This window comes from Solwaraspora sp. WMMD406 (assembly GCF_029626025.1).
GTDB lineage: Bacteria > Actinomycetota > Actinomycetes > Mycobacteriales > Micromonosporaceae > Micromonospora_E.
In genome coordinates, this window is sequence record NZ_JARUBF010000001.1 from 4084227 (window position 1) to 4108012 (window position 23786).

17 protein-coding genes are annotated in these 23786 nt (G+C 72.6%); 9 read left to right on the top strand and 8 right to left on the bottom strand.

All coding sequences use genetic code 11. The annotated features are described in order from the left end of the window. The first annotated feature begins 152 nt into the window (after positions 1 to 152). Both O7632_RS17880 and O7632_RS17885 read left to right on the top strand, forming a co-directional pair. Complete coding sequence (locus O7632_RS17880; RefSeq protein WP_278115798.1) at positions 153 to 1247, top strand: LCP family protein; 1095 nt, start codon at positions 153 to 155, stop codon at positions 1245 to 1247. A 93-nt stretch (positions 1248 to 1340) separates the two neighbouring features. Then, positions 1341 to 2951: a sugar transferase gene (locus O7632_RS17885; protein WP_278115800.1), complete on the top strand. Its 1611-nt coding sequence runs from the start codon at positions 1341 to 1343 to the stop codon at positions 2949 to 2951. Between the two features lie 19 nt (positions 2952 to 2970). On the opposite strand, the gene O7632_RS17890 is transcribed toward O7632_RS17885, so the two are convergent. Together O7632_RS17890 and O7632_RS17895 are read right to left on the bottom strand one after the other, a co-directional pair. Further along, positions 2971 to 4257 carry a DUF1501 domain-containing protein gene (locus tag O7632_RS17890; protein ID WP_278115801.1) on the bottom strand — a complete coding sequence of 429 codons (1287 nt, stop codon included), beginning with the start codon at positions 4255 to 4257 and terminating at the stop codon, positions 2971 to 2973. A gap of 3 nt (positions 4258 to 4260) precedes the next feature. Then, the gene (locus O7632_RS17895; RefSeq protein ID WP_278115803.1) at positions 4261 to 5529 is read right to left on the bottom strand and encodes a DUF1800 domain-containing protein; all 1269 of its coding nucleotides are present in this window, start codon (positions 5527 to 5529) and stop codon (positions 4261 to 4263) included. A gap of 162 nt (positions 5530 to 5691) precedes the next feature. Between O7632_RS17895 and O7632_RS17900 the strand changes: the two genes are divergently transcribed. From O7632_RS17900 to O7632_RS17920, 5 genes are read left to right on the top strand one after another with little or no spacing between them, the layout of a single operon-like run. Continuing rightward, a complete protein-coding gene (locus tag O7632_RS17900) occupies positions 5692 to 6780 on the top strand; it encodes a glycosyltransferase (RefSeq protein ID WP_278115805.1) in 1089 nt (362 codons plus the stop codon). After that, complete coding sequence (locus tag O7632_RS17905; RefSeq protein WP_278115807.1) at positions 6767 to 7966, top strand: glycosyltransferase; 1200 nt, start codon at positions 6767 to 6769, stop codon at positions 7964 to 7966. Before O7632_RS17900 ends, O7632_RS17905 begins: the two co-directional genes overlap by 14 nt. Further along, the gene (locus O7632_RS17910) at positions 7963 to 9159 is read left to right on the top strand and encodes a glycosyltransferase (protein ID WP_278115809.1); all 1197 of its coding nucleotides are present in this window, start codon (positions 7963 to 7965) and stop codon (positions 9157 to 9159) included. The genes O7632_RS17905 and O7632_RS17910 overlap by 4 nt, the downstream gene beginning before the upstream one ends. Then, a complete protein-coding gene (locus O7632_RS17915) occupies positions 9150 to 10358 on the top strand; it encodes a glycosyltransferase (protein ID WP_278115811.1) in 1209 nt (402 codons plus the stop codon). Before O7632_RS17910 ends, O7632_RS17915 begins: the two co-directional genes overlap by 10 nt. Next, entirely contained in the window at positions 10358 to 13090 is a 2733-nt protein-coding gene (locus O7632_RS17920) for an O-antigen ligase family protein (protein WP_278115812.1), read from the top strand. The genes O7632_RS17915 and O7632_RS17920 overlap by 1 nt, the downstream gene beginning before the upstream one ends. Here O7632_RS17920 and O7632_RS17925 read toward each other — a convergent pair. From O7632_RS17925 to O7632_RS17945, 5 genes are all read right to left on the bottom strand, one after another. Then, positions 13063 to 14556 carry a hypothetical protein gene (locus O7632_RS17925; RefSeq protein WP_278115813.1) on the bottom strand — a complete coding sequence of 498 codons (1494 nt, stop codon included), beginning with the start codon at positions 14554 to 14556 and terminating at the stop codon, positions 13063 to 13065. The genes O7632_RS17920 and O7632_RS17925 overlap by 28 nt on opposite strands. A gap of 138 nt (positions 14557 to 14694) precedes the next feature. Then, a complete protein-coding gene (locus tag O7632_RS17930; protein ID WP_278115815.1) occupies positions 14695 to 15387 on the bottom strand; it encodes a hypothetical protein in 693 nt (230 codons plus the stop codon). Next, positions 15377 to 16492 carry an adenosine deaminase gene (locus O7632_RS17935; RefSeq protein ID WP_278115817.1) on the bottom strand — a complete coding sequence of 372 codons (1116 nt, stop codon included), beginning with the start codon at positions 16490 to 16492 and terminating at the stop codon, positions 15377 to 15379. The genes O7632_RS17930 and O7632_RS17935 overlap by 11 nt, the downstream gene beginning before the upstream one ends. Positions 16493 to 16509: 17 nt before the next feature. Then, positions 16510 to 19314 carry a molybdopterin cofactor-binding domain-containing protein gene (locus O7632_RS17940; RefSeq protein WP_278115819.1) on the bottom strand — a complete coding sequence of 935 codons (2805 nt, stop codon included), beginning with the start codon at positions 19312 to 19314 and terminating at the stop codon, positions 16510 to 16512. Beyond that, positions 19311 to 20135 carry an FAD binding domain-containing protein gene (locus O7632_RS17945; protein WP_278115821.1) on the bottom strand — a complete coding sequence of 275 codons (825 nt, stop codon included), beginning with the start codon at positions 20133 to 20135 and terminating at the stop codon, positions 19311 to 19313. Before O7632_RS17945 ends, O7632_RS17940 begins: the two co-directional genes overlap by 4 nt. 110 nt (positions 20136 to 20245) lie before the next feature. On the opposite strand from O7632_RS17945, the gene O7632_RS17950 reads away from it, so the two are divergent. Both O7632_RS17950 and O7632_RS17955 read left to right on the top strand, forming a co-directional pair. Then, the gene (locus O7632_RS17950) at positions 20246 to 20884 is read left to right on the top strand and encodes a nucleotidyltransferase family protein (protein ID WP_278120161.1); all 639 of its coding nucleotides are present in this window, start codon (positions 20246 to 20248) and stop codon (positions 20882 to 20884) included. Then, positions 20881 to 22209, top strand: a complete 1329-nt coding sequence (locus O7632_RS17955; protein ID WP_278115823.1) for an XdhC/CoxI family protein — start codon at positions 20881 to 20883, stop codon at positions 22207 to 22209. Before O7632_RS17950 ends, O7632_RS17955 begins: the two co-directional genes overlap by 4 nt. On the opposite strand, the gene O7632_RS17960 is transcribed toward O7632_RS17955, so the two are convergent. Next, on the bottom strand, positions 22189 to 23742 hold the full coding sequence (locus O7632_RS17960; protein WP_278115824.1) for a PucR family transcriptional regulator: 1554 nt from the start codon (positions 23740 to 23742) through the stop codon (positions 22189 to 22191). The genes O7632_RS17955 and O7632_RS17960 overlap by 21 nt on opposite strands. Positions 23743 to 23786: the final 44 nt, after the last annotated feature.

Sequence of the window (23786 nt, forward strand, 5' to 3'; positions counted from 1 at the left end):
TCGCCATGTCGTACCCCGCTTCCCGCGCCGCCGTCACGATGTCGTCACAGTGTCGTTCATGCTCGCCACAGTGGAGGCCATGATCAGCGACCGGTCCGGTGCCGCTCGGCGCGGGACACGATCCGGAAATGTCTGTCAGTACTATCTCTGGCATGTCACGTCGACCGCAGGTCGCGGAGCACGCGTCCACCCAGGAGATCGACCGTTCAGACCCGAACGGGACTCGCCTCGACGCCGATCAGGGCCCGGCCGCCAGGACCACGGGTCGCCGTCGACGCGCGTTGCGGATCGTACTGGCCGTCGTCGTCGTGTTCGCCGTCCTGGCCGGCGGTGGCCTGCTCGCCGGTGGCTTCTACCTGCGCTCCATCGAGTCGGACATCGAGCGGGTACAGGCGTTCGACGCGGTACCGGAGGAGTCCCGTCCGGAGAAGGTCACCACGGCGACCAACATCCTCATCCTCGGTAGCGATTCCCGGGATCCGGACAGTTCGTCGGGCTCCCGCAGTGACACGATCATCCTGGCGCACCTCGCGGCCGACCGGCAGAGCGCCCAGCTTGTCTCCATCCCCCGGGACACCTGGGTCTTCGTCCCACCGAACCGCGACGGCAGCCTCGGCGGCCGGGAGGCGAAGATCAACGCCGCGTACGCCTGGGGCGGCATCCCGCTGATGGTGCAGACCGTCGAGGAGTTCACCGGCGTACGGATCGACAACGTGGCACTTGTCGACTTCGCCGGCTTCCGGGCGATCATCGACGCGCTGGGCGGCGTCGAGATCGACGTGGAACAGGCGTTCACCTCCACGCACTCGCTCAACCCCGACGGACGACGGTCGTTCGCGGCCGGGCCGCAGACCATGGACGGCGCGGCGGCACTGGACTACGCCCGGGAACGGTACGCGTTCGCCGACGGCGACTTCGCCCGGATCCGCCACCAGCAGCAGGTCATCAAGGCGATCCTGGAAAAGGCCGCGTCCGGTGGGGTGTTGACCAACCCGGCCACCCTCAACTCGTTCATCCGGGCCACCGCCGACGCGGTGGCCGTCGACGAGACGCTGTCCCTGTTCGACACGGGGGCGGAACTGCGCCACCTGCGCGGTGACGACCTCACCTTCGTGACCAGCCCGACCACGGGTACCGGCCGGGTGGGTGACGAAAGCGTCGTCTTCGCCGACACCGAGGCCGCCGCCACCTTCTACGACGCGGTCCGTCGCGACGCCGTGACGGAGATCCTCGCCGCCGCCGGGTGACCTCGGCCACGTGACGACAGTCGAGTGAACGCGGCGGCGGGTACCACGACCACATCCGGATCCAGCTCCGACTCACAAGGCCAGGGAGAGGCCGTGGACACGTCGCCGTCGTCGGCGGCCGGCCGGGAGGCGACCGTCGAGTTACCGCTGCTCGGCCCGGCCGAGCCGGCCGACTCAGCCGGTCCGGGCGCGGTCGATCCGGTGACGTCGTTCGTCCCGCGACCCCGGACGGTGCGCCCGCCGCCTTCCGAGACCGCCACGAGCGCCGACCCGGCGGGACCCCCGCGCGGCGCAGACGTCGCCGTCCCCGAGTTCGACCAGCACACCGGCCCCACCACGGTGTTGCCGTACGCTGGCTCCCGGGCGTCGACCCGTACCCGACCGTTGCGGGCCTGGATGATCACCGCGCCGGCGGACGTGCTGGCCCTGCTCGCCCCGCTGGCGGTGTCGACCGATCAGTGGCCGGGCACCCTGGCCATGGCCGTCCTGACCGTCACCGTGTTCGCCTTCGGCGGCCTCTACCAGCCACGCCGGCACGTCAGCATCCTCGACGAACTGCCGGTTCTGGCCGGTCGGCTGCTCGCCTGCGCCGGCGTCGTGGCGATCGTCGCCGGGGCACGGCACGATTCGGTCGCCCACGTCGCCGACCTGACCCGCGCGATCGCCATCTCGGCCGTATTGCTGATCCTCGGTCGGGCCGTCACCCGCACAGTCGTCGTCTTCGCCCGCCGGCGCCGGTGGGTCGAACACAACGCGGTCGTTCTCGGCAGCGGCCCGGTGGCCGTCGAACTCGGCCGGCTGATGCGCCGCCATCCCAGTTACGGCCTGCGCTTCGCCGGCTGCGTTGACTCTCCGGCCCGGCGGGGCTCCGGCACCTCGGCGCCGTTGCTGGGCACCTTCGACGACCTCGACACGGTGATCGACCTGGTCGACTGCGACGTGCTGATCATCGCCGAACCGGACTGTCCGGAGGCCGAGCTGATGGAACTGCTGCGCCGGCCGGCGTGCGCCAGCCGCGACCTGTGGGCCGTCGCCCGGCTCTGGGGCTCCCGCTCGCCGGGCCGCCCACACGATCACATCGGTGCCATCCCGCTCGTCCACGTGCCGCACGTCAGCCTCTCCGGGCCACGGTGGGCCCTCAAACGTGCCTCCGACGTCGTGTTCGCCTCCGTCGCGTTGCTGCTACTCAGTCCGGTCCTGCTGCTGTGCGCGCTGGCGACTCTCGCCGACGGCGGTCGGGGCGTCTTCTTCCGCCAGGAACGCATCGGCCAGTTCGGCAGACGATTCGACGTCATCAAGTTCCGCACCATGCGGCCCGCCAACGACCAGGAGTCCAGGACGCTCTGGTCCATCGCCGACGACCACCGGGTCAGCCTGATCGGTCGGTTCATGCGGCGGACCTCACTGGACGAACTGCCCCAGCTGTGGAACATCCTGCGAGGCGACATGACGGTGGTCGGGCCCCGCCCGGAACGGCCCTACTTCGTGGAGAAGTTCTCCGCCGAGCACCCCGACTACGCCATGCGGCACCGCGTCCCGGTCGGCCTGACCGGGCTCGCCCAGGTCAGCGGATCGCGCGGCGACACACCGATCTCCGACCGGGCCAGATTCGACAACTACTACATCGAGAACTGGTCGCTGTGGCTCGACGTCAAGGTGGTGCTGCGAACCGTCGCGGAGGTCTTCCGCGGCAGCGGCCGATAGCTGACCGACGCCATCCCCGTCAGGCCGGGCGCAGCAGCGGCAGCATCGTCGGCTGGTAGCCGTCGAGGTAGGCGGCCGGATCCGCGCCCAGCACCTCGCCGAGCAGGGTGCCGAACACGTCACGGAAATCAACAGTGGCCTTCAGGTCACCGTCGTCGAGGTCGGTCAGCGACGGCTGCTCGCCGTACCGGCCGCCGGCGACCCGGTGCCCCAGCAGCAGGACCGGCCCGGCGGTGCCGTGATCGGTGCCGTCCGAGGCGTTTGCCCGGACCCGGCGGCCGAACTCGCTGTAGACCACGACGGTGACCCGGCGACCGGCGGGGGTGCGCGACATCGCGTCGACGAATCCGGTGAGCGCCCGGTCCAGCTGCCGCAGTAGCATCTCCTGCCCGGCGCGTTCCCGCGCGTGGGTGTCGAACCCGCCCAGGCTCACCGAGTAGACCCGCGTCGCGACGCCCAGCGTGACGCACCGCGCGACCAGACTGAGCTGGGTCGCCAACGCACTGGCGCCGCCGGTGCCGGTGGCGGCGAGCACCGCCGGGTCGTCGTCGGTGCCGGCGGCCGCGAGCGGGTCGGTCAACTCCTGGGCCGAACGGACCGTCGCCGCCATGTCGACCAGATCCTGGTACGCCGCCGCCGCCCGGGCCTGCATCGGCGGCTCCCCGGGCTCGCCCGCCCCGAGCGTGGCGACCACCCGGGGATCGATCCAGTCCGGCACGTCGAGGCCCCGGTAGCTGACACAGGCGCCGATCCGGTTGCGCCCGACGAGCAGCGGCGGCAGCACCGGTTCGAAACTGACCGCCGTGTTCACCGGCGCGTCGGTGCCGTCCAACCAGCGACCCACCCAACCGGTGGTGGCCGGCCGCGTCGGCGACGCGGTCTGCCAGATGTCCATCGAGCGGAAATGACTGCGGTCCGGTCGGGGATAGCCCACGCCCAGAACGAGCGCCAGCCGCTGACGACGCCACAGCTGGTGCAGTCCGGTCAGCATCGGGTTGAGGCCGAGCTCGGCGTCGAGCGGTAGCACCGACTCGGGGGAGTAGGCCAGCTCCGGCCGGGCCGAGTGATAGGCCCGATCGGCGTACGGCACCACGGTGTTGAGTCCGTCGTTGCCACCGTAGAGCGTGACCAGCACCAGGACGTCACCGTGGCCGGTGTCGGCGGCGCCACCGCCACCGCCTCCGGGGGCGGGCCCGGCGCCGCGCAGCAGGTCGGCCAGGGCGATCCCGCCGGCACCGGCGGCCAGCGCGCTCGCCCCGGTCACCCCGGAGGCGACCAGGAACCGGCGTCGGGTCAGCGCGTCCATCGCTCAGGTCACCAGGTATTCCGGGCTGGCCAGACCGAGGGTCAGCAGCATTCGGGCGTTGCGGACATCGCGCAGCACCGCGTACGTACGGTCGGTCCACCCGTCGACGCACAGCAGGTAGGCCACATCCGCCGGACTCAGCGGTCCGGGTTCGATCAGGCTGACCATCTTGCCGGCGAGACTCAGCCGGACCTGGGCCGCCGCCGAGGTCAACCAGGCCGCGCCGGCCGGCCAACCGCCGACGCTGGGCGGGTTGAACGGCCGCTGACCGAGCCCGCTGAGGCCGTTGAGGATCTCCGGCAGCATGTCGGGGGGAATCGCCGCCGGCCGGACACCGAGCTGACGCAGCCCGCCGACGAACCACTCGATGGGCTGCTTGACCAGGCTGCCCCGGGTGGCGGTGAACGCCTCGTCGGTGAACAGGGCACCCAGCATCGCCATCGGATCCGGGAAGGCGTCGGCCATCCGTTCCCGGGTCGCCTCCGGGACCGGTTCCTGCGACGACGCGTACCGGAACCACAGCCGGGACGCGACGAACCGAGGGCACGCCGGACGACTCAGCAGCAGATCGACCAGACCGGCCGCGCCGAACGGCCCGGTCACCCCCAGGATCGTCTTGTCGCCGCCGTCGTGGCGCGGCGGGTCGAACGCGGTGGTCCGGGCGGCCAGGTCGATCCGCCACCCGGTCAACGCCCGACCGGCCTGCTTGACGTCGGCCTCGGTGTACTGCCCGATGCCGAGCAGGAACAGCTCGAACAGCTCGCGGGCGAGGTTCTCGTTGGGCGCTTCGCGGGTGTTGAGCTGCCCGTCGAGCCAATGCACCAGCGCCGGGTCGCGCACCATTCGTCGGGACAGGTCGGCGATGTCGCGAGCCGCCCGGATCGTCTGGTGCTGGGTCAGCATCAACTGCGGACTCTTCACCTTGGTCACGGCGGTCGCCCAGTGCCCGTGCCAGAAGAAGATCAGCTTCTCGACGGCCTGATGCCGGGCCACCGCCATCCGGTCCAGCCACCACCGGCTGAGCCGCTCCAGCTGCGCCTGCCGCCGCTGGTCGGCCTCGCGGCGCTGGTCGTCGCTGGGGTTCGACCACTCGGCGTACGGGTCCGAGCCCAGATCCGGCACGGGAGCGCTGGTCGCTCCGATGTCGGGACCGGTCGGTGCCAACACGGTGGACACCGTCGCCTGGTAGCCGGCCTGCCGTGCCGAGGTCAGCTCGGCGGCGGTCGGACCGAACCCGACCCGGCGCAGCAGGAGCGCGACGTCGCCGGTCATGCTCGTCACCCTATCGAACCTGGGCGATCACGTCGGAGTCCGCGATCTCGGCGCAGGTGCGCATCGTCGCCGGCCGCGGTCCACACCGGAAACGACGGTGCGGTAGCATCGCTCGCCGGCAGGCCCGCCGGGCAGGTGAGTTTCGCGGGAGACACACTCCAGATGACACAGCTGGCGGACCGTCGGGTCGCGCTCGTACACGAGTGGGTCGGTGCCACCGGCGGCTCCGAACAGGTGTTCCGGCACATCGCCGCCGCCCTGCCGCACGCCGACCGCTTCGTACTCTGGAAAGACCCTGACGTCACCGACGCGGGCCTCCGGGAGTCGTGGCTGGCCCGGACCCCACTGCGGCACAGCAAGACCCTCGCGCTGCCGGTCATGCCGCTGGTCTGGCGCACCCTGACCCGGCGACGCTACGACGTGGTCGTGTCGTCCAGCCACGCGTTCGCGCACACCGTACGGCTTGGCGCGGCCGGACACACCCGGCATCTCAGCTACGTCCACTCGCCGGCCCGTTACGTCTGGAGCCCCGACTTCGACGGCCGTGGCTCCGGGCCGCTGCTCGCCCTGCCCCGGCGCGCGCTGCGGACCGCCGACGTACGGCTCAGCCGCCACGTGGACAGCTACGCGGCGAACTCTCACGAGGTACGGGCCCGGATCCGGCGGTTCTGGCGGCGCGACGCGGTGGTCATCCACCCGCCGGTCGACGTCGATTATTTCGCGGCGGCCCCACCCGCCGACACCGGGCAGTCCCGTGACTACCTGCTCGGGGTGGGACGGTGGATTCCGTACAAGAGGTTTGATCTGATCATCTCGATCGCCGCCGCCGCCGGACTACCGGTGATCATCGCCGGCTCCGGTCCCGAGGAGCACCACCTGCGCCGCCACGCCGACCGGGTCGGTGCCCGGGTCACCTTCGAGGTCCGCCCCGACCGCGAACGGCTGCGCCAGCTCTACTGGGGAGCGCGGGCCCTGCTCTTCCCGGTGCACGAAGACTTCGGCATCATCCCGGTCGAAGCCCAGGCCTGCGGTACGCCGGTCCTCGGGCTGGCGCGCGGCGGGCTGCTGGAGACGGTCGTCGACACCGAGACCGGCTTCCTCGTCGACTCCACCGGGCCCGAGGACTACCTGCCGGCGCTGCACCGGATCGGCCAGCTCGACCAGGGCCGGATCCAGGCACACGCGAAGGCGTTCTCCGCTGCCGAGTTCACCGCCAAGCTCGGCGCCTGGATCGACGATGCGTGCCCCTGACCGGCCAGCCACCCTGCGGGTGCTGCACGTCGACCACACCGCCCACCCCGGTGGTGCCGAACTCGCCCTGCTCCGGTTGCTGTCGCGGCCCCACGACTGGCAGGCGTCGCTGATCGTGCCACGGCCCGGCGGCGCCTTCGCCGACCTCGACGACCTCGACGATCCCGACCACCAGATACGGGTCGACCGCAGCCTGCCCGGTCTGCCGACCGGCGGCACCCGCAGCCGCAGCCCGCTACTGGTCGCGCGCTACCTGGCGGCGCTCCGCGCCGGAGCACGGCGACTCCGGGACAGCCCGTCGTGGGCCGAAGCCGACGTGGTGCACGCCAACACCGCCGCCGCCGCCATCATGTGCGCGCTCGCCGATCCGCGTCGCCGGATCCCCCTCGTCGTGCACCTGCGGGACCTGGTCACCCCGGACAGCCTGGGCCGGTTCGGCTACACCGCGTTCCGTCCCGTGTTGCGCCGCGCAGACGGCGTCATCGCCAACTCGCGGACCACGCTGCGTTCCGCCGCCGGCCTGTATCCCGGCCAGGCCCTCAGCGCCGTGCTGCAAAGCCCGATCGGCATCACGGCCCGGCGGACCGCACCCCATGTCGCGCCGACCGTCACCACCGTCGGGATGATCGGGCGACTGCAACGCTGGAAGGGCCAACACGTCTTCCTCACCGCATTCGCCCGCGCCTTCGCCGGCACCGGGGTACGGGCGCACCTCGCCGGGGCACCGCTGTTCGACGAGGCCGGGTACGCCGACGAACTCCGTCGACTCGCCCACACCCTGGGCATCGCCGACCAGGTCAGCTTCCTCGGCCACGTCGACGACGTCCCCGGATTCCTCGACTCGGTCGACATCCTGGTCCACGCCTCCACCCGTCCGGAGCCGCTGGGCCAGTCCGTCGTCCAAGCCCTGGCCCACGCCACACCGGTGGTCGCCACCGCCGGCGGCGGCCCCGGGGAATGGATCCGGCCCGGGATCAACGGCGAACTGGTCCCGCCGGGGGACGCCGAAGCGCTCGCCGGAGCACTGCGTACGCTGGCCGAATCGGCCGACCGCCGGCGGACCATCGCCACCGGGGCGGCCCGCACCCCCGGCGTCGCCACCGACGACGAGTGCGTCCACGCTCACGGCGACTTCTTCGCACAGGTACGGCGGGCCCGGTCCGACCGGGGAAGGCGGAACGGATGAGCGAAGCCCCTCGGCCACTACGGGTGGCGTACGTGCTGCTCGCCCCACCCCACTACAGCGAAACCTTCATCACCTGCGAGATCGCCGCGGTACGGGCCGCCGGGGCGCGGGTCGGTGTCTTCGCCGCCCGGCGCGGCGACGGTGGTCGCCGCGCCGACGTCGCCGACGTCGCCGTCACCGCGCTGCGCCGACCGGCCCGGCTGGTTCGGCACACCCACCGGCTCGGACTGTCCTACGGTGCCCGCGCGGTGCTGGCCGCCAGCTACGCCGACCGGCTGCGTCGCGACGTGGCCGCCTTCGCGCCGGACGTCGTGCACGCCCACTTCGTCAACCTGCCGACCGCGGTGGCGACCCTGCTCGCCCGTGACCTGGGCCGGCCGGTGACCGCCACCGCGCACGCCGCCGACTTCCTGCTGGAACGCAACCGGTTGGCGCTGCGCCGCCGCCTGACCCGGCTGGATCACCTCTTCGTCGTCTCCGCCGCCGCCGCCCGGCAGATCGGCGCGCGCGGGGTGAACATGTCGTCGGTCCCGCACAGCGTGGTCCGGGCCGCGTTCGACGGCCAGCTGCTCGACCCGCCACCCCGGCGCACCGAGCCGCCCTTCCGGATCGTGACCGTGGCCCGGCTGGTGGCCAAGAAAGGCATCCGGCTCTGTCTTGACGCCGTGGCCCGGCTGATCGACTCCGGTCTGCCGGTCCGGTACGACATCTACGGCGACGGCCCGCTGCGCGCCGAGCTGACCCAGTACGCCGCGCACCTGCGGCTCACCGACGTGGTCACCTTCCACGGAGCGGTGTCCCACCAGACCGCCACCGGGGCGCTGGCCGGAGCCGACGTCGCCGTACTCGCGTGCCGGCCCGGACCGGACGGCGACCTCGACGGCATCCCGGTGTTCCTGATGGAAGCCGGCAGCCGGGGAGTTCCGGTGGTCAGCACCCTGATCTCCGGTATCCCGGAGCTCGTCGGCGACGACGGTGGCTGGCTGGTGGCCCCGGACGACGCGCATGCTCTCGCCACCGCCGTCCGGCAGGTCGTCGACGACCCGGCCGACGCCGCCCACCGGGTCAAGGCCCTGCGGGACCGGATCGACCGCGAGTTCAGCCCCACGTTGCAGGCCCGACGGCTGCTGACCACCTGGCACCACCTCGCCGGACGGACCGACCGACCGGAGGCCACCGGCCGATGGGACTGACCGTCGTCTCGACCTACTTCCCGCTGCCGGCCGACCGGGGCGACCCGGTCCGGGTCATGATGATCCTGCGGGCGATCGCCCGGGTCCAGCCGTACACGCTGCGGGTGGTCCGCCGCGTCGACACCACCGACGAGCGGGTCGACCAGCTGCGACGACTACTACCCCGGGTACGGGTGATCGACTACCGGGCCACCCCGTACCGGTTCGGCCGGCTCGGCCCGCTCGGCCGCTACCCGGAGGCGTTCGCCGCCGGGCTGCCGCCCTGGATCCGGACCCGCTACAGCCGGCCGCTGCACGACGACCTCGCCGCCGAGCCGGTCGCCGTCCCCGGCTCGGCGATCGCCATCGGCGAGGCCGCCGGCGCCTACCTGGCCGGCACCCGACTGCGCTGGCATTGGGACAAAGCCAACGTGCTGGCCGCCAGCAGCCGGCAGGACGTCACCGAGGCACCCGGGCTCGCGCACCGGCTCCGGGCCCGCTACCTGGCCGACGTCTCCACCCGGTTCGAGGCCCGGGCCCTGGCACGGTGCGCCACCGTCTCGGTCACCAGCGCCGAGGAAGCCGACCGGCTACACCACCACCATCGGCGGTCCGCCGACTTCACTCTGGCCAGCTGCGTACCGCTGCCGGCCGACCACCAGCCGGCGCCGCGACCCCGGCAGCTGGTGTGGCTGAGCAGCTTCGCGTACCGGCCCAACCTGCTCGGTCTGCGCCGGTTCCTGCGCGAGGGCTGGGGGCGGCTGCACCAGGCCGGCTACCGGCTGACCCTGGTCGGCTCGGGCCTGACCGACCAGCTCCGACGCGAACTCGCCGCGTGGCCCGGCATCGAGGTGCTCGGCTACGTCGACGACCTGCGGCCCGTACTCGCCCCGGCCCGGGCGGCGGTGGTCCCGGTGTGGAGCGGCGCCGGGGTCAAACTCAAGACGTTGACCCTGCTGGCCCACGGCCTGCCGGTGTTCAGCACACCGGTCGGCGCCGAGGGGATACCGCCCACCGAGGCGGTACGGCTGGCCCGGACGCCGGCGGAGATCGCCAAAGCGGTGGCGACGACCAGCCCACAGCGGATGGACCGGATGGCCGCCGAGGCCCTCGCCCTGGTGGACCGCCGGTTCTCGGCCCGGCACTTCGAGACCCACCTGATCACGTCGTTGCGCCGTACCGGTCACCTCGACGTGACGGTGCCCGACGGGGCCGGCTGATGTCGACGCGCCGGCTGATGTCGGCGTCCGCCGCCAACCTGGTGATCCCGCTCAGCGGACTGCTGATCAGCCCGTTCCTGTCGCGCGAACTCGGCCCGGACGGTCGTGGGCTGTACGCCGCGTTGACCCTGCCGATCGTGGTCTGCGGCTGGATCGGCACCTTCGGGCTGCAGGACGCCCTCAGCTTCCACCTGCGCAAGAACCTGCTGACCAGCCGGCAGGCGGTCCGGGTCAGCCTGATCGCGGTGCTCCCTCTCGGCCTGCTGGGGGTGGCGCTGCTCGGCGTCCTCGGCGCCGTCGTGTTCGCCGCCGACCCGACCCGTCAGGGACAGTTCCTGACGCTGGCCGTGCTGGCACCGCTGCACATCCTGGCCAATCTGGTCATCGGCGCGCTGACCGGCACCGCCGACGTTCGTGGCGTCAACCTGGTCAAGGTCGTGCCGGCGCTGGTCCGTACCGTGGTGGTGATCTTCGCGTGTGTCGCGTTCGACCTGAGCGCGTTCGTCGCCGGCCTGGTGTTCCTGCTGTCGGTGATCGCCGGCGTGGCGATCGGGCTGGTGCGGATGCGCTCACCCGCCGCTGCGCCCGTGTCGTCGGCATCTGTGTCTGTCGCGTCGGGCGCCGGTCCGGACGCGGCGGAGCCGGTCCGGATACCGTCGCGGTCGCTGGTCGCCTACTCGCTGACCTGCCTGCCCGGGGTGTTGGCGGCGATCTCCAGCGCGCGGCTGGACCAGATCATCGGGCTACCGGTGATCGGGGCCCGCGAGCTCGGCTACTACGCCGTGGCGGTCAGCGTCGCGGAGATCCCGATGGTGATCGCGACCGCCGCCCGTACCGTCCTGATGGGACGGGCGGCGACCACCGATCCCCGGGCGGCGACCCAGGTCGCCCGCCTCGCGGTGCTGGTGTCGGTGGCGGCCTGCGGTCTGCTCGCGGTCATCGCCGGCGTCGCGGTGCCGTTCGTCTTCGGGTCGGCGTTCGCCCCGTCGGTCCTGCCGGCCGTGATCCTCTGCGCCGGCACCGTTCTCTACACCGCGATGACGATCTTCAGCGCGGTGCTGTTGGTCGGCGACCGACCCGGCTGGTCGTCGGCGGCCCTGGTCGGCGGGTCGGTCAGCGGGCTGGTACTCCTGTTCGTCCTGGCCGGGTTCGGGGCCGCCGGTGCCGCAGTCGCCAGTCTCGGCGGCTACGGCGTCTCCGTGCTGGTCGCGGCGATCCTGGTGCGCCGGATCGACGGGCCCTCGCTGAGAATGCTGACCGTGCCCTATCCGGAGGACATTCGCATGATCATCGACCGATCGCGGGAGATCGCCCGGTCCGCCCCGGTGGCCCGGACGGTCGCCCTGGTCCAGCGGATCGGTCCCGGCACGATCGGTGCCGGACTGCTGATCGGGCTGGCCTGGCTCCGGGTGATCGGCACCCACCTGCTGTCCGTCGCGACCGCCGGACGTCCCGAGTTCAACAGCCGGGGCGGGGTGTCCGCGTCCATCGTCGACCTGACCGGTGAACTCCTGGGGCTGGCGTTCCTCGGGGTGGCCGCCACGATGATCGGGTACGGCCTGTGGCGGCGACCGCGACTGGCGAACCCGCGCTGGCTGCTCGCCGTCCTCGCCCCGATCGTCGCGTTGACCGTCGCCGACACCCTCGGCGGGCGCCCGCCGGGTCTGATGGACCTGGCCCTGCCGGTGGCGGCGCTGGCCATCTGGGCCCTGCCGCCGCGCCCGGTGGTGCTGCAGCTGCTGGGTGTCCTCGGTGGGGTCACCGCCGCCGTCTCGATCACGCTCGCCGCGTTCCGGCCCGATCTCGGGATGCTCTCCGGTGATCTGGCCGGAGCCAAGGACGGCTTTCTCGGTGGGCTGCTCGCCGGGCCGTTGTCGCATCCGAACGTCCTGGGCATCAGCCTGGCGCTGAGTGTCCCGTTCGCGCTGACCATCGCCCACCGATGGGTACGGTGGCCGACCCTGGCGGTGACGCTCTTCGCGCTCTACTGGACCGGGTCGCGGACCAGTCAGCTCGCCACCGTCATGGTGGTCGGCGGCTACCTGCTCGTCCGGGTGCTGTCCGCACCGCGTCGCCCGTACCCGCTGCCCTGGCTGCTGTCGGTGCCACGTCGCCGGCACCTGCTGCCTTGGCTGCTGTCGGTGCCGGCGCTGGGCGCGGTCGCGCTGACCGTCGTGGTGCCGTTGGTGACCACCGATCCGGAGGCGTTCACGGCTCGCGGCCGGATCTGGTCGTCGGTTCTAAGCCACTGGAGCGACAAGCCGCTCTGGGGCTGGGGACTTGCCTACTTCGACCGGCCGGAGCTCGCCGACGAGCTGGGCAGCCGCTACACGCACGCCCACAACGTGATGGTGCATCTGCTCGTCGTCGGGGGACTGGTGTCGACCGTCCTGTTCGGGCTGCTCTGCGTGTTGGCCTGGCGACAGGCGCTGCGGCTGGCCGCCCTCGGTGTACCGGCAGCCGGGCTTTTTCTGATCTCGTTCGGCTACCTGGCCTGGCTGGAAGCCTCCCAGCTGCCGACCACCCTGGGCGGCTACGCCGTCTGGCTGCCGCTGATGTTGATCGTGCGACTCGGGTGCGGCTGGCCCGGCGACGCGACGTCGGCCGCCGCCGACCCGGCCGGGGCTGACCCGGCTGCCGCCGACCTAGCCGCCGCCGACCCGTCGTCGGCGTCCGTGGTCGCGTCAGACCTGGTCGCGGCGGATCACAGCAGCAGCGAGTCACGCAGATAGCTGGCGATCCGGCGTAGCTGTCCGGCACCGTCCACCGGCGCGGTCATCCGGAACACCAACTGCCGATCCAGGACGCCGTCCACACCGCTTCGCCAGTAGCCGACGATGACCAGCGCGTACCGGGGCTGGCCGTCGATCTGCAGCCCGCTCGATTCGGCGTACGTGCTGGTCTGGCCCGCCCGTACCCACTGCAGCCCCCATGCCTCCTCGGCTTGACGCATCGCCGTGCGCCGGCTCTCCGAGCACCCGTCGGGACACGGCCGGACCAGCAGCTCGCCGCCGATGCGCTGACCGTCACCCAGGGTGGACCCGCACTGGAAGCTCCCGTCCTGTGCGTTTCGGCTGCCGGTCACACATTCCCAGTCCCGTGGCACCTTGACGGTGAAGCCCAGCTCGGCCAGATCCAGATAGGTCCGTACGGTGTCTGTTGGGAGGAACCGGGGCCATTCGGTCGGCCACGCGCCGTCCGTCGGCGGTTCGAGTCCGGGTTCGAGCGGGATCGCGGTCGGCAGTCCCGGCGGCTCGTCACCCGTCGTCGCCGGCTCGTCTGACGGCCCGGCGACGGGTGGTGCCGGCTCGTCCGAGCCGTTCGGCCACCAGATGATCGCCGCGCTCACGCCGAGAACCACGGCGAGGACGAGCGCGCCAGCCACGATCCACCGGGCTGGCCGCCGTTTCGGCGGCGGGGTCGGGGGGAACCTCGGCACCGGCGGATACTCCGGCTGGTGCGACGCTGGTCCGGCTGGCGGAAACGGGCCGTCCGTCGGTGTCTGGGGCGCGCCGGAGGTCGGGTGGCTGGGCGGCTGCGGCGCGCCGGAGGTCGGATAGGTCGCGTGCGGCTGCGGCACGCCGGAGGTCGGATAGGTCGCGTGCGGCTGCGGCGCGCCGGAGGTCGGATAGGTCGACGGTGTCTGTGCTGCGCCGGACGTCGGCTGGCCGGCGGCCGCCGGCGGGGTCCGCTGTGGGCCGCCGCTCCACGGGTTCCCACCGGGACTGGTCGGTCCGAGCGCGGCGATCCGCTGGGTGGCGTCGGCGTCCACGCCGGATCGGGCCGGCTCGGATGTCAGGCCCGAGGGCTGGACCTGCGTCGCGTCCGGGTCCCGGACTCCCGCCGGATCCGGTGCCGGGTCCGGGCCTGCCCGCAAGTCCGGCGGCAGCGCCTGGTAGTCCTGGCCGAGAGCGGTGAACACCCGCTCCGCGCCCAGTTCGGGCCTGGTGCCGCAGGCCACCCAGGGAGTGGCCGCCGTGAAGTCGGCGTACCGGAAGGCCGGCTCGCCCGGCCGGCCGCCACGCAGCGAGTTCGCCGCTGCCGTGAACGCCTCGCGCCACCGTGGATCCTCGGCGACGGCCGCGTCGAGGATCGCCACCGTCAAGCCCTCACCGCCCGGCTCCACCGCCGACCAGACACTGCCGACCTGGCACGAGCCCAGCATCTCGATGAGCTGGTACGGACCGTCCGGTTGCATGGTGACCTCCCGTGCGTCTGCCGGGGATCATAGCGAGCCGGACGTGACCCTCCCGGCTCACCGGGTGATCGTCGCCGCGTCGCGGTCAGGTCGTGCCGTGATGCCGTCAGGCGGTGCCGCGATCGGGCCGTGCCGTGATCAGGCCGCCTCGCGTACCCAGGCTTCGGCATGTGGTCCCGCGCCGACGATCCGTAGTAGCTGGACCGACTCGGCCGGATCGTCCACTGTCACGAAGTAGGAGTTGCCCCGGCGCAGGTGCTGGCGGACCGACAAACCGAGCGCGTCGCCTGCGGCGGCCAGCGCGGCCAGGGCGCCGGGATCGGGTACGCGTACCCGGATCTGGGTACGCCGCTGCGCGCCGCTGGCCACCAGCAGAGCGGCCCGCCACATCGTCCGGGCGGTGGGGATCCGCTGCTCCGGCCGGGCGTGCGAGCCGACCTGGGTCGTCGCGGCCTGCCAGAGCCGGTCCAGCCAGCCGGCGACCTCGGCGGCCTGGGGCGTGGGCACCAGCACGTCGAAGCGCTGCCGGCCGTCGCGGCCCCGTACGGGTTCGGTGGTGGCCACCCGTACCCCGGTGAACTCGCCGTGGATGACGGTGGCGATCCGTTGCGCCAGCGCGGGGTAGCTGGTGCTGGCCATGCTGACCAGCCCGCTGCGTCGCTGCCACGGCACCGGCCGCAGCAGGTGGGTCACGGTCGCTGTCTCGACTCTCGGTAGCCGGTCGACCGGCACCGCGGCGGCGACGGCGTCCAATAGTCGGCGGTGCGGGATCGCTCCCCAGCGGGGGGCCGACGGCCGCGCGCAGGTACGCGTCGGGGCATCAACCGACATGACCGACCTCCGCTGTGTCGGCGAGCTCGGCGAGCTTCGCGTAGCCCGGCTTGATGACGTCGTCGATGATCTCCAACCGCTCATCGAACGGAATGAACGCACTCTTCATCGCATTAACCGTCAACCACCGCAACTCCGACCACCCCCACCCAAACGCCTCCACCAACAACCACATCTCCCGCGACATCGACGTCCCACTCATCAACCGATTATCCGTATTCACCGTCACCCGAAACCGCAAATCACGCAACAACCCGATCGGATGCTCACCAATCGAACCCACCGCACCCGTCTGCACATTCGACGACGGACACAACTCCAACGGAATCCGCTTATCCCGCACATACGCCGCCAACCGCCCCAACCGCACCCCACCATCCGCACCCACCTCCACATCATCCACAATCCGCACCCCATGCCCCAACCGATCCGCCCCACACCACTGAATCGCCTGCCAAATCGACGGCAACCCAAAAGCCTCACCCGCATGAATCGTAAAATGAAAATTCTCCCGCTGCAAAAACTCAAAAGCATCCAAATGCCGAGTCGGCGGAAAACCCGCCTCCGCCCCCGCGATATCAAACCCCACCACCCCCGCATCCCGATACCGCACCGCCAACTCCGCGATCTCCTGCGACCGCGCCGCATGCCGCATCGCCGTCAACAACGTCCCCACCCGCACCACCCGACCCGCCCCCGCCGCCCGCGCACACCCATCCGCGAACCCCGCCAACACCGCCTCCACCACCGCACCCAACCCCAACCCCCGCTCAAGATGCTGCTCCGGCGCGAACCGCACCTCCGCGTACACCACCCCGTCCGCCGCCAGATCCACCGCACACTCCGACGCCACCCGAAACAACGCCGACTCCGTCTGCATCACCGCCACCGTGTGCGCGAACGTCTCCAGATACCGCTCCAACGACCCCGAATCCGCCGCCGACACGAACCACCGACCCAACCCCACCGGATCCGCCACCGGCAACACATGACCCACCTCATCGGCCAACTCCACCACCGACTCCGGACGCAACCCCCCATCCAGATGGTCATGCAACAACGCCTTCGGCGCCCGGACGATCTCCTCAAACGACAGCACAGTCATGCGACTACTCTTCCTCACTATCGATCAGCGGCAGGCCGGGCCTGCCGTAGGTGTGCCCAGACCCGATCACGGGTGAACGGCAGGTCGGTGAACCGGACACCGGTCGCGTCACGCAGCGCGTTGGCGAGTGCGGCGGCCACCGGATTGAACGGACTCTCGCTCATCGACTTCGCCCCGGCCGGCCCCAGCGGGTCACTGGTGCGGGCGAAAAGGACCTCGGTCGACGGCACGTCGGCGTACGTCGGCAGATGGTAGGAACGCAGGTCGGTCGTGGTCACCCGACCCTGCTCGTCGATGTCGACGTGTTCGGCCAGGGTCGCGCCGAGCGCCTGGGCGACGCCACCCTCGATCTGACCCCGACACTGCATCGGATTGAGAACCGTGCCGGCGTCGGCGCTGTGCACGCTGCGCAGGATCCGGATCTCCCCGCTGTCCGGATCGACGGCGATCCGGAACCAGTGCACGTTGAACGCCACCGAACGATGCACCCCGTCGGCGTGCCCCGTCGCGGCGAGCCCGGCGCCGTCGCCGCTGGTCGCCGCGTACACCTCGGCCAGGGTCACCGTACGTCCGGCGCCCCGGACCGTGACACCGTCGAGCTCGCAGTCCTGCGGGCCGGCGCCGACCAGCCGGGCCGCGACGTCCAGGATCGCCGTACGCAGCGCGACCGCTGCCCGCAGGGCGGCGGTACCGGCCACCACCGTGCCGGTCGAGGCGAAGGCGCCCGTGTCGTGTCCGACCAGGGCGGTGTCCGACTGACGAATGCGGATCCGGTCGATCGTGGTGCCCAGGGCGTCGGCGACGAGTTGCCGGTGCACCGTGGTAGACCCGTTGCCGAACTCGGCCATACCGATGTCGAGGTGATAGTTCCCAGTGGCGCCGAGGGTGATCCGGGCCCGGCCGTGGTGGCCGCCGGGCGGACCGGTGGCGATCATCGCGGCGGCCAGGCCCTCGCCGACGAGCCAACCCGTGTCCCCGCCACCGTCACCCGAGGTCGTCGTGACCTGGGGCGGCTCGTGGGGCGGCTCGACCCGGGGGGCCTCGACCCGGGGGGCCTCGGTCCGGGGGGCCTCGGTCCGGACCTGCCGGACCAGGTCCAGGCACTGGTCCAGACCGTAGCTGCGCACCCCGACGGTCTCGTCGTGCCCCACCGGGGTGACCAGCGGATCGTCGGGTCCGATCACGTTATGGGCGCGGAACTCCAGCGGGTCGTGGCCGAGCCGGCGGGCCAACTCGTCCACCGCCGACTCGACCGCGAACGACACCTGACCGAGCCCGTAGCCGCGAAACGCCCCGGCCGGCACCGTGTTGGTGTAGACCGACCAGCCGTCCACCTGCTTGTTGGGACACCGGTACATCGCCAGGGACTCGCTGCAGCCGTGCGCCAGCACCGCCGGGCCGTGGTTGCCGTACGCGCCGGTGTTCGCCACCACCCGCAGCCGCAACGCGGTCAACGTCCCGTCGCGGCGACCGGCGGCGGTGATCGCCACCTCGAACGGATGCCGGGTGGTGGCCGCGACGAACTGTTCCGACCGGGTGTACTCCAGTTTCACCGGTCGACCGGTCCGCAGCGCGGCCAGCACCACGATGTCCTCGACCAGCATCTCCTGCTTGCCGCCGAAACCGCCGCCGACCCGGCCGGCGACCACCCGGACGCGGTCGGGCGGCAGGTCGAACACGGCCGCCAGGGCCCGCCGGGTCAGAAACGGCGTCTGCGTGCTCGACCGCACCATCAGGCTGCCGTCCGGCTCCGTCCACGCCACCGCCCCGTGGGTCTCCAGATGCGCGTGCTGCACCCGCTGGGTACGGAACGTCTCCTCGTACACCACGTCGGCTTCGGCGATCGCGCGTGCCACGTCACCGACCTCGCCGTGCACCTCGCCGGCCACGTTGGACATCGGGCGGGCGATCCCGCTGCCCGCCGGGTCCTTGTCGTGCAGCACCGGCGCGCCCGGAGCCATCGCCGCCTGCGGGTCGAACACCGCCTCCAGCGGCTCGTACCGCACCCGGACCAGCCCGACGGCGGCCTCCGCCGCCGCCTCCGTCTCGGCAACCACCGCCGCCACCCGCTGACCGACGTAGCGGACCACGTCGTCGAGCACCCGGGTGTCGGCCGGATCCTCCTGCGGATGCTCGTGTTGCGCGGTGGAGAACAACCGGTCGGGCGAGTCGCGGTGGGTGAGCACCGCCAGCACGCCGGGCACCCGCAGCGCGTCGGTGGCGTCGATGTCGACGACCCGGGCGTGCGGTACGGGGGAGCGGACCAGCTTGAGGTGCGTCAACCCGGGTACGGCCACGTCGAAGGTGAACCGGGCGGTGCCGGTGACGATCTGCGGGCCGGCCGGGGCCGGCACGTCGCGGCCGACCGCTGCACCGGCGTCCGGCGCGGCGGCGTGGCAGACGCCGGCGATCGCGTCGCCGATCGCCCGGTAGCCGGTGCACCGGCACAGGTTGCCCTTCAGCGCGCGGGGCAGGTCCGCGCGTTGCTCGTCGTCGAGGGCGGCGACGGTCATCAGCATCCCGGCGGTGCAGAACCCGCACTGGAAGCCCTGCGCGTCGAGGAACCGCTGCTGCACCGGGTGCAGGCGGTCACCGTCGGCGAGCCCTTCGACCGTCGTCACCTGCCGGCCCCGGGCGCGTACGGCCGGATAGACACAGCTGTGCACCGGCACCCCGTCCACGTGGACGGTGCACGCCCCGCAGTCGCCCGCGTCGCAGCCCTTCTTCACGCCGTACCAGCCCTGCTCGCGCAGGTAGCCGCGCAGGCACTGGCCGGCTGCCGGCTCGCCGCCGGCGGCGGTGCCGTTGACGGTGACGCTCACCGGCCGCTCCCGACGGCGGCCAGCTCGGCCCGGACCCGGGCGGCCATCCGCAACGTCCGGTGCCGTCGCCAGGCCGGCAGGCCGTGCACGTCGTCGACCCAGCCGGCCTGCGCGCAGGCCGTGTCGACCAGCTCCAGCAGGTCCTGTTCGGACGGCGGCTGCGGCATCGTCAGCCGTACCGGTCGCCGGGTGGCGGCGGTCACCGACACCGCCCAGGCGTCGGTGTGCGGATCGTGCCGACCGACGACCAGTGCCGCCGAGCGGCCGTGCGGGAACAGCGACGCCCGGCGGACCGCGAACCGCGCGCCGATCGCCGGTGCCGCGAGCCGGACGGCCCGCAGGTACTCCCCGGACCGCAGGGCGTTGACCTCGACGTCGCGGACGAACTCCGCCACCGGCATCCGACGCCGCGTACCCGCCAGATCGGTGATCAGGGCGTCCGCGTCGACCGCAACGGCCAGCGAGGTCATCGGCCCGGCGGGCAGCGCGGCGCAGATGTTGCCGCCGACCGTCGCCACGTTCCAGATCTTGTGCGACGCGAGGAACGCGTCGCAGCATTGGTCGATCAACCCGGCCAGCCCGGCCCACGACCGTGGTGGGCGAAACCGGGCGAGCTCGGCGATCGTGCAGGTCGCGGCGATCTCCACCCCGTCGTCGTCGATCCGCAGCGGCGGCCAGGACATCTGGGTGAGGTCGCGCAGGCGGCGGGTGTCGGGCTGCGGCTGGGAGTAGAGGTAACTCCCACCGGCGAGCCAGCGGTCACCCGGACGCCAGGCGTCGGCGTCGGCGGCGATCACGTCGGAGACGGTGTGCAGATCCACGCTCCGCATCGTCGCGTCGCGGTGAGGTGGGCGACAATGCCGGTGGGACACAATCCGAACCCGCTGATCAGCGCCGTGGTTGGACGAATCTACAAGCCGTCCACCGGCCCATTGACCCGGCGGTCAGCGCCGCGCATGGTGGGCGGGTGCTTGCCGGACTCGTGCTCGCCGCCGGCGCCGGCCGCCGCTTCGGCGGGCCCAAAGCGTTGGTACGCCGCGACGGCGTACTCCTGGTCGACCAGGCCCTCGCGACCCTGCGGGCCGCCGGCTGCCAGCCGTCGCTGGTGGTCCTCGGCGCCCAGGCCGACCAGGTGCGGGCTGCCGCCGACCTCGGTGGCGCCGTGGTGCTGGACAATCCGTCGTGGCCGACCGGGATGGGTTCGTCGCTGCGTCGCGGGCTGGCCGCGCTCGCCACCAGCCGGGCCGACGCGGTGGTCGTCCTGCTCGTCGACATGCCGGGCATCGGGGCGGCGGCGGTACGCCGGGTAGCCGCTGGGGCCGGTCCGGACACCCTGGCGGCGGCCAGCTATCGGCCCGGCCGGCCGGGTCATCCGGTCGTCCTCGGCCGGGCACACTGGCCGGGCGTCGCCGCTTCGGCCGACGGGGACGTGGGGGCGCGGCCCTACCTGCGCCGCCACGGCGACCAGGTGCGGCTGGTGCCCTGCGCGGACGTCGCCGACCCGGCCGACCTCGATCGTCCAGCCGACCTCGATCGCCTGGAACCGGGGACCATCGAGGTGTCGTCGTGATCGATCACCTGCTCGGCGAGGCGTTGCGGTGGTGGTACGCCGGGGAGGCGGTCGCCCTGGCCACCGTCACCGCCACCACGGGCAGCGCGCCCCGGCCCCCGGGGGCCGGCATGCTGCTCGCCCCCGACGGCACGGTGACCGGTAGCGTGTCGGCCGGCTGCGTCGAGGCGAGCGTCCACGCGCTGTGCCAGGAGGTGCTGGCCACCGGCGAGGCGCGGCTCGCCCGGTTCGGCGACACCGGCGACGAGGTGTTCGAACCCAGGCTGACCTGTGGTGGGACCGTCGAGGTCTACGTCGAACGGGTCGACCGCGCGAGCTTCGCCGACCTGGCCCGGGTCGGCTCCGCCGTCGCTGCGGGAACGCCGATCGCGGTGGTGACCGGTGTGGACGGGCCGGTCGGATGGCGTGGCCGGCACCTGCTGGTCGGCGCCGATGGTGTGATCGGCTCCGACGCCGGCCGGGACGCGCCCGGCTCCGGTGCGAACCCCGGTGCGACGGCCGGTGCGACGGCCGACACGGCGACTGACACGGCGGCCGATTCGCCGGCCGTCGCCGCCGCCCGGCGGATGCTCGCCGACGGACGAACCGGCCTGGTCCGGCCGCGTCCCGGGGCGCTCCTGCTGGTCCGGACCTTCCCGCCGCCACCCCGGATGATCATCTGCGGTACGGCGGACTTCGCCGCCGCGCTCGCCCGGCAGGGTCGGTTTCTCGGCTACCGGGTGACCGTCTGCGACGCCCGGGCGGTGTTCACCACCGCCGCTCGGTTTCCGGACGCGGACGACGTGGTCGTCGACTGGCCGCACCGCTACCTCGCGGCCGAGGCCGAGGCCGGCCGGATCGACGGCCGGACCGTGCTCTGCGTCCTCACCCACGACGCCAAGTTCGACGTACCGCTGTTGCGGGTCGCCGTCGACCTGCCGCTGGCCTACATCGGTGCGATGGGGTCGCGGCGCAGCACCGCCGACCGGTCGGCCCGGCTCCGGGCGGCCGGGGTGAGCGAGACGGCGCTGACCCGGATCTGCGCCCCGACCGGCCTCGACATCGGCGCGCGGACCCCGGAGGAGACGGCGGTCAGCATCGCGGCCGAGATCGTCGCGGCACGGGCGGGTCGGCCGGGCGGGCGGTTGACCATGGCCGCCGGCCCGATCCACGACGCACCCGCCGTCGTCGACGGCGCCGACCGTCCGGTGTCGCCGCCGCCGCATCTGCCTCCGCCTCCTCCGCCTCCGCCGCCGCCGCCTCCTCCTCCGACGGGACGGATCAGGCTCGAGCGGCCGCCGGCGGCCCGCGACGCGGTACGGTCGTCAGCGGCTGGCGAGCCGTAGCGCGAGGAAGAAGTCCACCCGGTCCTCGAACCGGCCCAGATCCCGGCCGGTCAACTGCTCGATCCGGCTGATCCGGTACCGCAACGTGTTGACGTGTACGTGCAGCTGCTCGGCGCAGCGACTCCACGACCCGCCGGATTCCAGAAACGCCGACAAGGTGCGCAGCAGATCGGCGTGGTGCGCGCGGTCGTAGTCCTGCACCGGCCCGAGCAGCCGGTCCCGGAAACCCTGCCGGGTGCCGACCGGTACGCCGGCGAGCAGCAGCGAGTGCGAGGCGAGTTCCCCGGCGGCCACCACGCTGACCGGGCCGGGTCCGGTCCCGGTCGCCGCCCGGTGGGCGTGGTGTGCCTCCTCGACGGCGCCGCCGAGCCCGGTGGCACCGGTCGTCGGCGCGCTCACCCCCAGGGTCAGCCGACCACCACGCAGACCGGGAGCCAGCCGGTCCGCTGCCGCCACCAGCGCCGTACCGATCGACGCGGCGACCGGCGGGGGCACCGCCAGCACCGCGAGCGCGCCGGACGGCAGTTCCGGATCGAGCGCGGCGACCGCCCGGTCCGGGGTCAACCGGCTGAGGAACTCGTCCACCACGGCGACGGTGAGCGTCGCTGGTGCCCGCATCCCGTCCAAGGTCGCGACCAGCGCCACGAAGGTGGCTTCCGGATCGAGCCGGGTCGCCAGCAGCGCGGCCCGCAGCCCGGCCAGGTCACCGGGTACGCCGAGCGCGTCGCGCAACTGGCCCGCCAGCCGGGCCTCCACCCGGTTGGCCTCGTCGAGGTGAGCCCGTTCCAGGGCCACCACGCTGGTCAGCTCGTCGATGGTGCCGGGCAGCGTGTCCAGGGCACCCCGGCAGGCCACCAGCCAGGCGGCCAGCCGGTGCTCGGCCCGACCCGGAACGCCGAAGACCGAGAAGTGTTCACTGTCGAAGGTGACGGTGGCCGGTAGTCGCGGTGCGGTCAGAAACGCTCGGCTCAACGCCGCCGCGACCGGGTCGGGCAGGCCCGTCGTGCCGGCCACCACCCGGCCGCTGCTCGACAGCGCCCAGCAGTCCCGGCCGAGCGCCCCGGCGACCGTCGGCAGCAGGTCGGTCAGCCGGGCACCGGCGGCCATCGCCGCGACCAGACCACGTTGGCGTCCCAGCACCGCCGCCAGCGCGCTCGCCCGCTGCGCCCACAGGGCGGGGTGCACGTCGTCGATGATGTCCCGGAACGAGACGTCGGCCGGCACCTCGAACAGCGGCAACCGGTGTCGGCGACAGGCCGCGACCAGGTCCACCGGGACGCTTCCGTGCAGCGCCTCCCCGGCACCCAGCGCGGTCACCCCGGCCGCCGCCAGTGCCGCGACGAACACCTCCGAGTCGGCCGGCCCCCGATGCCACATCAGGCCGGTCAGCACCAGATCGGCGGCGGCCACGTACCGGCCCGGGTCGGGCAGGTCGATCACGTTGACCCGGCCGATCGTGCGATCCCGTCCCTCGTCACCGGTGAGCGGGACGAGCTTGAGGTGGGGCTTGTCGAACACGTCGGCCAGCAACACGGTCGCCTCCGGTGCCAGTGATTGGATGAACCTCCAAAAACCGT